Below are 12,958 nucleotides of genomic sequence, written 5' to 3'. Positions count from 1 at the left end.
CACCGCGTTCCCACCGAAGGCAGGCCCTCATGCTCGACTACGACGACACCGGATTCCGCCGCGCCGGCGCACCGCACCGGATCATCTCCGGCGCCCTGCACTACTTCCGCGTCCACCCCGACCTCTGGGACGACCGCCTGCGCCGGCTGCGTGCGATGGGCGCCAACACCGTCGACACCTACGTCCCCTGGAACTTCCACGAACTGCCCTCCGGCGAGGTGGACTTCACCGGCTGGCGGGACATCGCCCGGTTCGCCGCGCTGGCGCAGGCGAACGGCCTGGACGTGATCCTGCGCCCCGGCCCGTACATCTGCGCCGAGTGGGAGTTCGGCGGCTTCCCGGCCCGCCTGCTCGCCGTCGACGGCCTGCGGCTGCGCTGCGCCGCCCCGGCCTTCCTGGCCGAGGTGGACGGCTGGTTCGACGCCGTGGTGCCCGAGATCCTGCCGCTGCTGGCGAGCCGCGGCGGCCCGGTGGTCGCCGTCCAGGTCGAGAACGAGTACGGCAGTTACGGCGACGACGCCGGCTACCTGACCCACCTGCGCGACGGCCTGCTCGGCCGGGGCGTGGACTGCCTGCTGTTCACCGCGGACGGCGCCGAGGACGTCATGCAGCAGGGCGGTACGATCCCCGGTCACCTGGCCACCGCCACCTTCGGGTCACGGCCCGCCGAGCGGTTCGCCGTCCTGCGCCGCCACCAGCCCAAGGGCCCGCTGGCGGCGATGGAGTTCTGGATCGGCTGGTTCGACCGGGTCGGCGGGCCGCACCACGTCCGCGACCCCGAGGAGTCGGCCCGGGCCCTCGACGACCTCCTCGCGACCGGCGCCTCGGTCAACCTCTACATGGCGCACGGCGGCACCAACTTCGGCTTCTGGGCGGGCGCCAACCACTTCGGCGCCCACCCGTACGACGCCGGCTACGAACCCACCACCACCAGCTACGACTACGACGCGCCGATCGGCGAGGCGGGCGAACTGACCGAGAAGTTCCACGCGTTCCGGTCCGTCATCGCCAGGTACGCCCCGCTGCCCGACCTGCCGCTGCCGGAGCCCGCCCCGCGCATCGCCCCGCAGCGGCTCGGGAGCGCGACCGGCCGCGCCCGCCTGCTGGCGGCCCTCGACGCGCTGTCCGCACCGCTGCGCAGCGCGGCGCCGGAGCCGATGGAGAAGGTCGGCCAGTCCCTCGGCCTGATCCACTACCGCACCCGGGTCCCCGGCCCGCGCCCCGCCCTGCCGCTGCGGATCGACGGCATCGGCGACCGCGCCCACGTCTTCGCCGACGGGGTGCCGCTCGGCGTCCTGGACCGCAACGCCCCCGGCGAGACGCTCTCGCTGGCGACCGGACCGACCGGCGTGACGCTGGACATCCTGGTGGAGGCGCTCGGCCGGGTGAACTACGGCCCGCAGCTCGACGACCGCAAGGGCATCGGCCGCGGTGTCTCCCACGGCTCGCAGCGCCTCTTCGACTGGGAGATCCGCCCGCTCCCGCTCACCGACCCGGGCCCGCTCGCCTTCGAACAGGACGCCGCACCGGCCGAGGACGGGGACCCGGTGTTCCACCGCTTCGAGGCGGCGCTGGACACCCCCGCCGACGCCTTCGTCGCCCTCCCGGGCTGGGGCCGGGGCCTGCTCTGGCTGAACGGCTTCCTGCTCGGCCGCTACACCCGGCAGGGCCCGCAGCGCACGCTGTACGCGCCGGCCCCGCTCTGGCGGCCGGGCCGCAACGAGCTGGTCCTGCTCGAACTGGAGACCCACGCCACCGCGGTCGAGCTCCGCGACGCCCCGGACCTGGGCACCACGGCGGCCGCTCCCAGCGTGGACTACTGAGCCGATCCCACCACCGGGCCGCGCGAACCGCCGAGCCCCAATAGCCCGCCGGGCCGGCCGCCCCCGGAGCCGTCCGGGAGCGGCCGGCCCCCCTCTCGATGGTGCTACTGTCGATGGCATCATGTTGCTCAAGCTGGACCTGACGGACAGTCGCCCCCTGCACGAGCAGGTCGCCGGCGCGATCCGGCGCGCGATCGCCGAGGGCGAGTGCGCGCCGGGCGACCGGCTGCCGCCCGCCCGGGAGCTGTCCCGCGCGCTGGGCGTCAACGCCAACACCGTCCTGCGGGGCCTGCGGGCCCTGCGCGACGAAGGGGTGCTGGAGTTCCGCCGGGGGCGGGGCGTGACCGTCGCGGGCGGCGCCGACCAACGGGCCGAACTGGTGCAACAGGCGGCCGCGCTGGTCGCCGAGGCAGCCCGCCTGGGGTACAGCAGGGCCGATCTCGTCGAACTGATCAGGAGGCTGCCGTGAGCGGCGGGGGGAACCGGAATCGTGGAGCACGGTGGAGCGCGGCGGCCTGGGCGGCCGGCGTCCTGGCGGCACTGGTAGCCCTGCCGCTGGGCGCGGGCGACCGTCTGCCCGAGCGGGTGGCCACCCACTGGGGCGGCGGCGGCCGGCCGGACGGCTCGATGCCCTTCTGGGCGGTCCCGCTCTTCCCCGCCCTGCTCTGGACGGCGCTGCTGCTGGTCCTCGCCCTGACCGCCCGGCGGGCCACCGGGCCGGTGCGGGCCTGGTACGGCGCGGTCCTGCTCTTCACCGGCGTCCTGCTCACCGGCGCGCAGGCGTCCATCGTGCACGCCAACCTGGACCGGACCGACTGGACCGGGGCCGCCACCGTGGGCCCGGCGGTCGTCCTCACCCTGGGCGCCGCGCTGCTCGCGGGCCTGCTGGGCCTGCTGGCCGGCCGGCGCGGCGCCGCGGCCGCCCCGGCCCCGGCCCGTGGCCCGGTGCTCGACGTGCCGGTGGGCGAGCGGTTCGTCTGGCTCTCCTGGACCACCAACCCCTGGCTCCAACTGACCGCCGCCGTGCTCGGCCTGGTCGCGGCGGCCGCGGCGATCGCCGCGGCCGGCGGTCTGATCGGCGCGCCCTGGGCGGTGGTCGCCCCGCTGACCGTCGTCGCCGCGGTGGTGCTCGGCCGCTCCTCCGTCCAGGCCCGGGTGACGCCGAAGGGCCTGGAGGTCGCCTTCGGGCCCGCCGGCTGGCCGGTCCGCCGCTGGCCGATCCAGGCCATCGAGTCGGCCCGCGTCGAGCAGCGCACCCCCGCCCAGGTCGGCGGCTGGGGCTACCGGCTGAGCGGGCTCGGCACCACCGTGATGCTCCGACGCGGCGAGTGCCTGGTCATCCACCCGCGCACGGGGGCGGAGTTCGCGGTCAGCGTCGACGACGCCGAACGCGGCGCCGCACTGCTGAACACGCTGGCCGCGCAGCGCACCGGCGACTGACCGCGGCCGCACGGCCCCCGCCCCCCGAGCCCGGACCCGTCACTCAGGAATGCGTCCGGCCCTCAGGAATGCGCCCGGCCCACCCGTGGTTGACGCTTCGACAGGCCGATGATCAAGGCCTGACCACGTCCGAGGCCCCGGGGGGACCAATGTCGAGCAGTGCCACCGTCCATGGCAGCGTCGCACCTGGATTCGAGGCGGTGCGCGCGGAGTTCGCAGCCGTCGCGGCCGCCGATCCGGGCAGCGGCGGCGCCCAGCTGGCCGCCCACCTGGACGGACGCCCGGTGGTGGACCTCTGGACCGGCGAGGGCATGACGGGCAGCTCGCTGCTCTCCCTCTACTCCTCGGCCAAGGGCGCCGCCCACCTGGTGGTGGCGCTGCTGGTGCAGGAGGGCGTGCTCGACCTGGACGAGGAGGTCGCCCGCCACTGGCCGGAGTTCGCGGCCGAGGGCAAGGCCGGGATCACCCTGCGGCAGGTGCTGGAACACCGGGCCGGGCTGATCGGCGTCGACGGCGGCTTCAGCACCGAGGAGTTGGCGGACGACCGCCGGCTCGCCGCCCGGCTGGCCCGCCAGAAGCCGTACTGGGAGCCCGGAACGGCCTACGGCTACCACGCCTTCGTGATCGCCGCGCTCACCGGCGAGGTGGTGCGCCGCCGCACCGGCCGGTCGATCCAGGAGCTCTACGAGGAGCGGATCCGGGCGCCCTACGGGCTCGACTTCCACTTCGGTCTGCCGGCCGGGCTGGAGTCGCGCTACCTGCCGGTGCTGGCCGCCCGCCCCACCCCGGAGCAGCAGGCCGCGGCCGGCCCGGCGCCCGACCCGGACAGCCTCACCGGGATCGCCTTCAACCTGAACGCCACCCCGCCCACCGACCTGGTGGAGTTCGCCGGCGACCGCGCGGTCCGCGCCCTCGGCCCGGCCTCCGCCGGCGGCACGGGCAACGCCCGCGGCCTGGCGGCGCTGTACGCGGCGGCCGCGTTCGGGCTCGACGGCCGGCCACCGCTGCTCACCCCGGAGACGGTCGCCGAGTTCGGCCCGGTCCGGACGGCCGGCGTCGACCTGGTCACCGGCGAGCGCGACCACTTCGGCCTCGGCTTCGAGGCCCAGAGCTCGCGCTACCCCTTCCTGGGGCCGGACGCCTTCGGGCACAGCGGCGCGGTGGGCGCCCAGTCGTTCGCCGATCCGCGCAGCGGCGTGGCCTACGCCTACACCCGCCGCCGCTTCATCTTCGGGGCCGGCGGCGGTGCGCCGGAGAACCACCGCCTGGCCGCCGCCGTCCTGCGCGCCGCCGAGGCGGCCCGCTGAGGACGGCGGGGCCCGGTCCGGTCACTGGTCCGAGTAGCTGAGGTCCCCCAGGGTCCAGCTGCTGACGTCCTCGATGGCGATGCGGTACATCCCACCGGTGTGCGGGAGGCCGAAGCTGCCCTGCAGGATCTTGGCGAGGTGCAGGTGCAGATGCGTCACCGGGGCGTCGGCGGGGACCACCTCGTCGGCGAAGAGCGCCGCGAACGGTTTGAGGTGGTCGGACGCCTCCAGCACTTCGGCGACCCGTTCGCGCCAGACGGTCTCGGCGGCGAGCCGCCCGGTGATGACCGCGCCGGGGACGACCACGGTGATCGGCATCTGATTACTGCCCGTCGACTCCACCATCGTGGTGATACTGATGAGCAACGGATCCGGGTTCGGCATACCGCCAGGCTAACGGACCGGGCCCGGCGGAGGCAGGGTCCCGGCCCGGCCGCTTTCGTCCCGGCCGGGCCCGGCGCCGTGGTCCTCCCGGTCCGAACGGGCGCGGTGGCGGCCGTCCACGGCCCACCGGGGCGGCCGTCGGGCCGCCCGACCCCGCCGAAGGGGCCCGGAGACGACGAAAGGCCTGCACCGCGCGCGAAGCGCAGTGCAGGCCCGTGCTGATCGGCCGAGGCCGGGCAGCAGTTCGTATTACAGGGGGCGAATGTTCTCCGCCTGCGGGCCCTTCTGGCCCTGCGTGACGTCGAACTCGACCTTCTGGCCCTCGAGCAGCTCACGGAAGCCCTGGGCGTTGATGTTCGAGTAGTGGGCGAAGACGTCCGGGCCGCCACCCTCCTGCTCGATGAAGCCGAAGCCCTTCTCCGCGTTGAACCACTTCACAGTGCCATTAGCCATAAAAATTCTCCTTGAAAGGGCAATTCCGGAGCTTCGCACCTCGCGAAGTCCCGCGTCGCCGCGATGAGGCCCACCCGAGGAAAATCCCGGACAAACAAAAATGCGCCAGCGGTCACAACCGGCAGGCGCACACAAAGTTCATGGGAACCAAAACTGCAACTGACATCGACTGTAGCAGGTGCCGGCGCGAAACGGCGTTCTTTTCCGCACGCGTTCGCGGCCCGCCGCACCGGGACCGCGCGGAAGGTGCGGGTGCCGCCCCGGAGGACCGCACCCGCACCGGGCGCCGGCTCAGCCCAGCGGCTTGTCGAGCACCGCCTTGGTGTGGCTGAAGGTCGCCAGCGAGTACTCGCCGTGGTAGTTGCCCATGCCGCTCTCCCCGACGCCGCCGAACGGCAGCTCCGGCACGGCCAGGTGGGACACCGGCAGGCCGAAGACCAGGGCGCCGGAGGACGTCTCCTCGGCGAGCCGGCGCTTGGTCGTCTCCGACTCCGTGAAGGCGTAGAGGGCGAGCGGCTTCTCCCGGCCGGTGATGAACGTGATCGCCTCGTCCAGATCGGCCACCTCCAGCACCGGCAGCACCGGGCCGAAGATCTCCTCGCGCATCACCGGCGCGTCCGGGTCCACCTCGGCCAGCACGGTGGGCTCGATGTAGCGGGTGGCACGGTCGTGGCCGCCACCGGTGACCACGCGGCCGTCGCCGAGCAGGGCGGCGAGGCGGTCGAAGTGGCGGGTGTTGACGATCCGGCCGTACTCGGGGTGGGCCGCCGGATCGTCGCCGTAGAGCGCGCGGACGGCCTCGGCCAGGTGCTCGGCCAGGGCCGGGCCGGTGCCGCCGACCGCGAGGACGTAGTCGGGGGCCACGCAGGTCTGGCCGGCGTTGAGGAACTTGCCGGCGGCCAGCCGCTGCGCCGTCACCCGCAGGTCGGTGCCCGGGTCGACCACCACCGGGCTCTTGCCGCCGAGCTCCAGGGTCACCGGGGTCAGGTGGCGGGCGGCGGCGGTCATCACGATCCGGCCGACCGCGCCGTTGCCGGTGTAGAAGATGTGGTCGAAGCGCTGTTCCAGCAGGGCGGTGGTCTCGGGCACCGCGCCCTCGACGACGGCGACGGCCTGCGGGTCGAGGTAGCGCGGGATCAGCCGGGCCAGCGCCGCGGACGTGGCGGGGGCCAGCTCGCTGGGCTTCACGAGGACGGCGTTGCCGGCCGCCAGTGCGCCCACCACCGGGGCGAGGGCCAGCTGGAGCGGGTAGTTCCAGGGCGCGATCACCAGCACCACGCCGAGCGGCTCCCGGACCACCCGGGCGGTGGCCGGCCGGAACGCCTCGGGGACGTCGGCCGGTCGCGGGCTCAGCCACTCGTCCAGGTGCCGGACGGTGTGGTCGAGTTCATTGAGGGTGAAGGCGATCTCCGTGCGGTACGCCTCGGCGGGGCCCTTGCCGAGGTCGGCACGGAGCGCCGCGAGCAGCTCCTCGCTCCGTTCGGTGAGCAGCGTGCGCAGGGCGCCCAGCTGCTCCCGGCGCCAGGCGACCGGGCGGGTCCGGCCGCTCGCGAAGGCGGCGCGCAGCCCGGCGACGACGGCGGCGGGATCGGAATCGGTGAAGGCCTTCATGACAGTACTCCCGACAGGAAATTTTGAAGCACTCGATAGTTGAGAACATCAAGCTTCTGTCGACAGTAGGCCGAGATGGTTGGCAAAGTCAATCATCTTCGGGTCGAAACGCCCGGCGCGCCCCGCCACGGAGGGAGTCGCCGCGACGGCGACGGCCGCCCGGGCGCACGGCTGCACCCGGGCGGCCGGCTCCGCGCGGCCGGGTGGCCGCTACTCGACGGTCACGCTCTTCGCCAGGTTGCGCGGCTTGTCGACGTCGCGCTTCAGGGCCACGGCGGCGTGGTAGGCCAGCAGCTGGAGCGGGATGTTGAGGAGCAGCGGGTCCAGCTCCGGCTCGCTCTTGGGCACCAGGATGCAGTGGTCGGCGAGCTTGGCCTCCGGCCGGCGGTGGGCGACGGCCAGCACGCGGCCGGAACGGGCCTTGATCTCGCCGAGGGTGGTGAGGTTCTTGTCCAGCAGCTCGTCGTCCGGCACCAGCGCGACGGTCGGCAGCTCGGGGCTGATCAGCGCGAGCGGGCCGTGCTTCAACTCGCTGGCGGGGTAGGCCTCGGCGTGGACGTAGGAGATCTCCTTGAGCTTCTGCGCGCCCTCGCGGGCCACCGGGTAGCCGCGGACCCGGCCGATGAACATCATGCCCTCGGACTCGGCGTACTCGCCCGCGAGCTCGGCGATCGCCTCGCTCTGCGCGAGGACCTCCCGGATCTGCTCCGGCAGCGCCTTCAGACCGGCCACGATCCGGCGGCCGTCGGCGGGCGAGAGGTCGTGGATGCGGCCGAAGTGCAGCGCGAGCAGCGCGAAGGCGACCACCGTCGAGGTGAAGGCCTTGGTGGAGGCGACCGAGATCTCCGGCCCGGCGTGCAGGTAGATGCCGCCGTCGCACTCGCGCGCGATGGCGCTGCCGACGGTGTTGACCACGCCGAGCACCCGCCCGCCCTTGCGCTTGATCTCCTGGACGGCGGCGAGCGTGTCGTAGGTCTCGCCGGACTGGCTGACCGCCACGTAGAGGGTGTCCGCCTCGATCACCGGGTTGCGGTAGCGGAACTCCGAGGCGGGCTCACTGTGGGCGGGGATGCGGGACAGCTCCTCGATCAGCTGGGCCCCCATCTCGCCGGCGTAGTAGGCCGAGCCGCAGCCGAGGATCTTGACCCGGCGGATCTCGCGCAGCTCGCGGGCGTCCAGGTTGAGACCGCCGAGGTGGGCGGTGGCGAACCGCTCGTCCAGCCGGCCGCTGAGGGTCCGCTCGACCGAGCCGGGCTGCTCGTGGATCTCCTTGAGCAGGAAGTGCTCGTAGCCGCCGGTGTCGTAGGAGTCGATCTCCCAGTCCACGGTGGACGGCTGGCGGTGGGTGGTGCGGGCGTCCTCGGTGAAGGTGCGGAAGCCGTCGGCGCGGACGGTGGCCAGCTCGCCGTCCTCCAGGTGGACGACCTGACGGGTGTAGCGGACGAGGGCGGAGACGTCGGAGGCGGCGAACATCTCCTTCTCGCCGATGCCGAGCACGATCGGGCTGCCGTTGCGGGCGACCACGATCCGGTCGGGCTGCTCGGCGTCGAGCACGGCGATGCCGTAGGTGCCGACGACCTTGCCGAGCGCGGCGCGCACCGCGTCCTCCAGCTCGGCGCCCTCCGCGGCGTGCGCGGCGATCAGGTGGGCGAGCACCTCGGTGTCGGTCTCGGAGCGGAAGACGGCGCCGTCGGCGGCCAGCTTGGCCCGCAGCTCGTCGGCGTTCTCGATGATGCCGTTGTGGACGACGGCGATGCGCTCGACGTTGTCCAGGTGCGGGTGGGCGTTGGCGTCACTGGGCACACCGTGGGTGGCCCAGCGGGTGTGCCCGATGCCGGTGCCGCCCTTGAACCGGGCGGGCACGACCGCGGCGAGGTCGGCGACCCGGCCCTTGACCTTGCGGACCTTGAGGCCGCCGGTGCGGCCGGTGACGGCCACGCCGGCCGAGTCGTAGCCGCGGTACTCCAGCCGGGCCAGGCCCTCCAGCAGGAAGGGGGTCGCGTCCTTGGGGCCGATGTAGGCCACGATTCCGCACATCTGGGTGGACTCCTTAACGGGGAGGACGAGGGCGGCGACGGTCAGCCGTAGACGATCCGGCGCAGCTGGCGGGCCGAGAGCCCGGGCGCCGCGACGCGTCGGGCGGGGAGCTCCTCGGCCAGCCGGGCGAAGATCTTCTCGTTGGTCAGGCCGCGTGCCTGCAGCTCGCCGTGGCGGCGGCGGACGTACTCCTCGGTCGTCTCCGAGAAGTACGCCAGCACCTCCGCCACCACCCGCGCCGCCTCGCGGGGCCCGAGCGGGCTGGTCCGGGTGAGGTGGGCGAGCAGGTCTTCGTGAGGGTGCGAGGGGCCGGGTGAGCTGGACACGAATCGGGAGCCTAGGCCGGAGCCGAGGCCGAGAACAAAGATCCTGCCCGATTTCGGGCAGATCTTGAGACATTCGGCCCAGGAAAGGCATCCATGTGGCCCGGTGGCGGGCCGCCACCGGCGCGCGGCACCGGTTCGCCACCCCCTCGACACACCCTTGTAGCGTCACCCGTTCGCCACGTAGCGTGATACTCCGCATACGCATCGGAGATACGTAGCGGAAGACCGGAGGCTTGCTGATGTGCGGGATCACCGGATGGGTCGACTTCGAGCGCGACCTCACCGCCCAACGTCCAGTGCTCGACGCGATGACGCGGACCCAGCTCTGCCGCGGTCCGGACGCCGGCGGCGCCCACCTGGAGCGGCACGCCGCACTCGGCCACCGCCGCCTCGCCGTGATCGACGTCGAGGGCGGCGTCCAGCCCATGACCGCCGAGCACGACGGCCGGGTGCTGGCCGCCCTCACCTACAGCGGAGAGGTCTACAACCACCGCGAACTGCGCGCCGAACTGGAGGCGGCCGGCCACCGGTTCCGCACCCGCAGCGACACCGAGGTGGTGCTGCACGCCTACCTGGAGTGGGGCGACGGCCTGGCCGAGCGGCTGAACGGCATGTTCGCCTTCGCCCTCTGGGACGCCCGCAGCGAGGAGCTGCTGCTGGTCCGCGACCGGATGGGCGTCAAGCCGCTGCACTACCACCGGACGCCGCACGGCGTGATCTTCGGCTCCGAGGCGAAGGCCGTCCTGGCCCACCCGGACGTCCGGCCGGTGGTCGACCTGGACGGGCTGCGCGAACTGCTCGCCGTCACCAGGACCCCTGGCCGCACCGTCTACCGGGGCATCGTCGAGGTGCGGCCCGGCCACGTGGTCCGGGTGCGCCGCCAGGGCCTCTCGGACCGGCGGTACTGGGCGCTGGAGGCGCGCGAGCACACCCACAACCTGGACACCACCGTCGCCACCGTCCGCGCCCTGCTGGAGGACATCGTCCACCGCCAGCTGGAGGCGGACGTGCCGCTCTGCTCGCTGCTCTCCGGCGGGCTCGACTCCAGCGCCGTCACCGCCATCGCCGCCCGGGCCCTGCGCACGGCCGGCGCCGGCCCGGTGCGCTCCTTCGCCCTCGACTTCGCCGGCCAGAGCGAGCACTTCCGGGCCGACGAGGTCCGCTCCACCCCGGACGGCCCGTACGCCCGGATGCTGGCCCGGCACGTCGGCGCCGACCACAGCGTCATCGAGCTGGCCGCCGCCGAGCTCACCGACCCGGCGCAGCGGGCCGCCGTGCTGCGGGCCCGGGACGCGCCGGGCGGCTTCGGCGACATGGACGTCTCGCTGCTGCTGCTCTTCCGGGGCGTGCGCGAGAAGTCCACGGTGGCACTGTCCGGCGAGTCCGCCGACGAGCTGTTCGGCGGCTACCGCTGGTACCACGACCCGGAGCTCGTCGCCGCCGACGACTTCCCCTGGGTCGGCGCGGTGACCCAGCTCGGCGGCACGGGCACCGGCCCCCGCGAGCAGCTGCTGGACCGGGGCCTGATCGGCAAGCTCGACCTGCACGAGTACCGGCGGGCCCGCTACCGCGAGGCACTGGCCGAAGTCCCGCACCTGCCCCACGCCGACCCGGTCGAGCGGCGGATGCGCGAGATCTCCTACCTCAACCTCACCCGCTTCGTCTGCATCCTGCTGGACCGCAAGGACCGGATGAGCATGGCCAACGGCCTGGAGGTCCGGGTGCCGTTCTGCGACCACCGGCTGGTGCAGTACGTCTTCAACACCCCCTGGGCGATGAAGAGCTTCGACGGCCGGGAGAAGAGCCTGCTGCGGGCCGCCGTCCGCGACCTGCTGCCGGCCGAGATCGCCGACCGGGCGAAGGCCCCCTACCCCGTCGTCCAGGACCCGCGCTACCCGGCGCTGCTGCGGGCCGAGCTCGCCGAGCTGGCCGCCGACCCGGGCGCCCCCGTCCTCGGCCTGCTGGACCGCCGGGCGCTCACCGACGCGCTCGCCCCGGACACCGACCCGCAGTCCGTGCGGCTCGGCACCGACCTGGCGCTGGACCTCAACGCCTGGCTGACGGAGTACCAGGTGTCCCTGGAGCTGTGAACGTCCGTCATCTCCGGGCGGCGGCGGCCGGGTGCCGCCGTCCGGGTGGTGACCCCCGGCCATCCCGCCTCGTTGGGCGGGTACGACGTGCGATAGCGTCGCCGACACCTCCCGAATGGCTGCCCAAAACGCGGAATCCCGCCCCCGTGCCGTCAGGATGGGGAGCGAAACCGTCCACCTCGATCCGCCGGGGGATCTCCGTCATGCAGCCGCGAGCATTCGCGATTCTCACCGCGCTCCTGCTGGGAGTCCTGGGCCTCGGGTCGGTGGCCGTCACCGACTGGACGCCCGCGACGAGCACCTCGGCGACCGCCCCGGCGGCGGCCGGTGCGGCGGGCTCGGGCGCACCTCCGGCCGGCGGCGCGACGCCGGCCGGCGCGAGCGCCACCCCGACCGGCGACCCGGCGGTGTGGACCCGCTCGACGCTGCGCAACAAGATGATGGCCGAGATGCAGGCCTCCGACCCGGGCGTCGCGCTGGCCGACCTCGACCGGATCACCAAGCAGCTGCCCTACACCGTCCGGTTCTGCCACCCGATCGCGCACGAGCTCGGGCACGAGGCGGTCAAGCGGTACAACGCCGACTTCCAGAAGGTCATCTCCTTCCCGCACGAGACCTGCGCGGCCGGCTACCTGCACGGCGCGGTCGAGGAGATGCTGAACGCCTCCGCCCAGCCCGAGGTCGACCTGCTGAAGCTCTGCGCGCCCAAGAACAGCGGGCCCTGCATCCACGGCGTCGGCCACGGCACGATGTTCGTCGCCAAGCAGGACGTGGCCAAGGCCCGCGACCTGTGCAACAAGTTCACCACCGACCAGAACCGGATCCGCTGCTCGGAGGGCCTGTTCATGCAGCTCTTCGGCCCGGACGAGGAGGACGAGAAGGCGAAGGCGAACCTGCCCGCCGACAAGCTCGCCCAGGACCCGCTCTACCCGTGCAAGGACCAGCCGGCCCTGTTCCAGTCCGCCTGCTACTTCTACGCGCCGACCTTCTTCCTCTCCTCGCACGACTACCCGAACCACCCCGAGGTGTACGGCGAGGCGCTGAAGTGGTGCCTGAACGGCAAGGCGAGCGGCGGCGCGGTGGACTGCAGCCGGGGCGTCGGCTCGCGGACCATGAAGTACAACCTGGACCGCGAGGACTGGGCCGCCCAGCAGTGCGCGACCGCCGCCGACGGCTGGCAGCGCAAGGCCTGCGCCGAGGGCCTGGTCAGCTACTACACGGTCAACTACACGGACGGCGGCGCGGCCGGCCGGCTCTGCGCCAAGATCACGAACAAGGAGATGCAGGGCTACTGCCGCTCGGCCAGTGGGCTCTCCGCCTCCCTGGACTGACAGCTCCCCCGGGCCTCCGGGAGGCCCGGACCGACGACCGTCCCGAAGAGCGGGCCCGCGCCGCACGGCGCGGGGCCCCGTTGGGAGGGAGGGGGGGGTCCGGGTGCGGCCGCGACCGCCCCCCCCCCCGCCCCCGCCCCCCCCCCCCCCCCCCCC

Annotated in this window: 11 protein-coding genes; 6 read left to right on the top strand and 5 right to left on the bottom strand. The window is 73.6% G+C overall.

Annotated elements, in window-relative coordinates:
* The first annotated feature begins 29 nt into the window (after positions 1–29).
* From ACFVYI_RS35875 to ACFVYI_RS35860, 4 genes are all read left to right on the top strand, one after another.
* On the top strand, positions 30–1,823 hold the full coding sequence (locus tag ACFVYI_RS35875; protein ID WP_387893393.1) for a beta-galactosidase family protein: 1,794 nt from the start codon (positions 30–32) through the stop codon (positions 1,821–1,823).
* A gap of 121 nt (positions 1,824–1,944) precedes the next feature.
* Positions 1,945–2,292: a GntR family transcriptional regulator gene (locus tag ACFVYI_RS35870; protein ID WP_387893391.1), complete on the top strand. Its 348-nt coding sequence runs from the start codon at positions 1,945–1,947 to the stop codon at positions 2,290–2,292.
* Positions 2,289–3,263, top strand: coding sequence for a DUF1648 domain-containing protein (locus ACFVYI_RS35865; protein ID WP_387893389.1), 975 nt, complete (start codon positions 2,289–2,291; stop codon positions 3,261–3,263). Before ACFVYI_RS35870 ends, ACFVYI_RS35865 begins: the two co-directional genes overlap by 4 nt.
* A gap of 149 nt (positions 3,264–3,412) precedes the next feature.
* Complete coding sequence (locus ACFVYI_RS35860; protein WP_387893387.1) at positions 3,413–4,570, top strand: serine hydrolase domain-containing protein; 1,158 nt, start codon at positions 3,413–3,415, stop codon at positions 4,568–4,570.
* A gap of 21 nt (positions 4,571–4,591) precedes the next feature.
* On the opposite strand, the gene ACFVYI_RS35855 is transcribed toward ACFVYI_RS35860, so the two are convergent.
* From ACFVYI_RS35855 to ACFVYI_RS35835, 5 genes are all read right to left on the bottom strand, one after another.
* A complete protein-coding gene (locus ACFVYI_RS35855) occupies positions 4,592–4,954 on the bottom strand; it encodes a hypothetical protein (protein WP_387893386.1) in 363 nt (120 codons plus the stop codon).
* A gap of 249 nt (positions 4,955–5,203) precedes the next feature.
* A complete protein-coding gene (locus ACFVYI_RS35850) occupies positions 5,204–5,407 on the bottom strand; it encodes a cold-shock protein (RefSeq protein WP_042388274.1) in 204 nt (67 codons plus the stop codon).
* Between the two features lie 291 nt (positions 5,408–5,698).
* Positions 5,699–7,018, bottom strand: a complete 1,320-nt coding sequence (locus ACFVYI_RS35845; RefSeq protein WP_387893384.1) for an aldehyde dehydrogenase family protein — start codon at positions 7,016–7,018, stop codon at positions 5,699–5,701.
* A 210-nt stretch (positions 7,019–7,228) separates the two neighbouring features.
* Entirely contained in the window at positions 7,229–9,055 is a 1,827-nt protein-coding gene (gene glmS, locus ACFVYI_RS35840) for a glutamine--fructose-6-phosphate transaminase (isomerizing) (RefSeq protein ID WP_387893382.1), read from the bottom strand.
* 41 nt (positions 9,056–9,096) lie between these two features.
* Entirely contained in the window at positions 9,097–9,381 is a 285-nt protein-coding gene (locus tag ACFVYI_RS35835) for a hypothetical protein (protein ID WP_360625520.1), read from the bottom strand.
* Between the two features lie 239 nt (positions 9,382–9,620).
* Here ACFVYI_RS35835 and asnB point away from each other — a divergent pair, with 239 nt between their 5' ends.
* Positions 9,621–11,471, top strand: a complete 1,851-nt coding sequence (asnB, locus tag ACFVYI_RS35830) for an asparagine synthase (glutamine-hydrolyzing) (RefSeq protein WP_387893380.1) — start codon at positions 9,621–9,623, stop codon at positions 11,469–11,471.
* A gap of 203 nt (positions 11,472–11,674) precedes the next feature.
* Positions 11,675–12,802, top strand: a complete 1,128-nt coding sequence (locus ACFVYI_RS35825) for a hypothetical protein (RefSeq protein ID WP_387893378.1) — start codon at positions 11,675–11,677, stop codon at positions 12,800–12,802.
* The last annotated feature ends 156 nt before the right edge of the window (positions 12,803–12,958 follow it).

Origin of the sequence: Kitasatospora sp. NPDC058218, assembly GCF_042882445.1 — a bacterium.
In the GTDB taxonomy this organism is placed as follows: Bacteria; Actinomycetota; Actinomycetes; order Streptomycetales; family Streptomycetaceae; genus Kitasatospora.
The sequence above is the reverse complement of the archived record's forward strand: the minus strand, read 5'-3'. Positions and strand labels throughout refer to the sequence as shown.

Excerpts from the sequence above, each read along its gene's own strand:
- glmS (WP_387893382.1), bottom strand. The coding sequence starts at position 9,055 with ATGTGCGGAATCGTGGCCTACATCGGCCCCAAGGACGCGACCCCCTTC.
- ACFVYI_RS35850 (WP_042388274.1), bottom strand. The coding sequence starts at position 5,407 with ATGGCTAATGGCACTGTGAAGTGGTTCAACGCGGAGAAGGGCTTCGGC.
- ACFVYI_RS35825 (WP_387893378.1), top strand. The coding sequence starts at position 11,675 with ATGCAGCCGCGAGCATTCGCGATTCTCACCGCGCTCCTGCTGGGAGTC.
- ACFVYI_RS35845 (WP_387893384.1), bottom strand. The coding sequence starts at position 7,018 with ATGAAGGCCTTCACCGATTCCGATCCCGCCGCCGTCGTCGCCGGGCTG.
- ACFVYI_RS35855 (WP_387893386.1), bottom strand. The coding sequence starts at position 4,954 with ATGCCGAACCCGGATCCGTTGCTCATCAGTATCACCACGATGGTGGAG.
- ACFVYI_RS35875 (WP_387893393.1), top strand. The coding sequence starts at position 30 with ATGCTCGACTACGACGACACCGGATTCCGCCGCGCCGGCGCACCGCAC.
- ACFVYI_RS35870 (WP_387893391.1), top strand. The coding sequence starts at position 1,945 with ATGTTGCTCAAGCTGGACCTGACGGACAGTCGCCCCCTGCACGAGCAG.
- ACFVYI_RS35860 (WP_387893387.1), top strand. The coding sequence starts at position 3,413 with ATGTCGAGCAGTGCCACCGTCCATGGCAGCGTCGCACCTGGATTCGAG.
- asnB (WP_387893380.1), top strand. The coding sequence starts at position 9,621 with ATGTGCGGGATCACCGGATGGGTCGACTTCGAGCGCGACCTCACCGCC.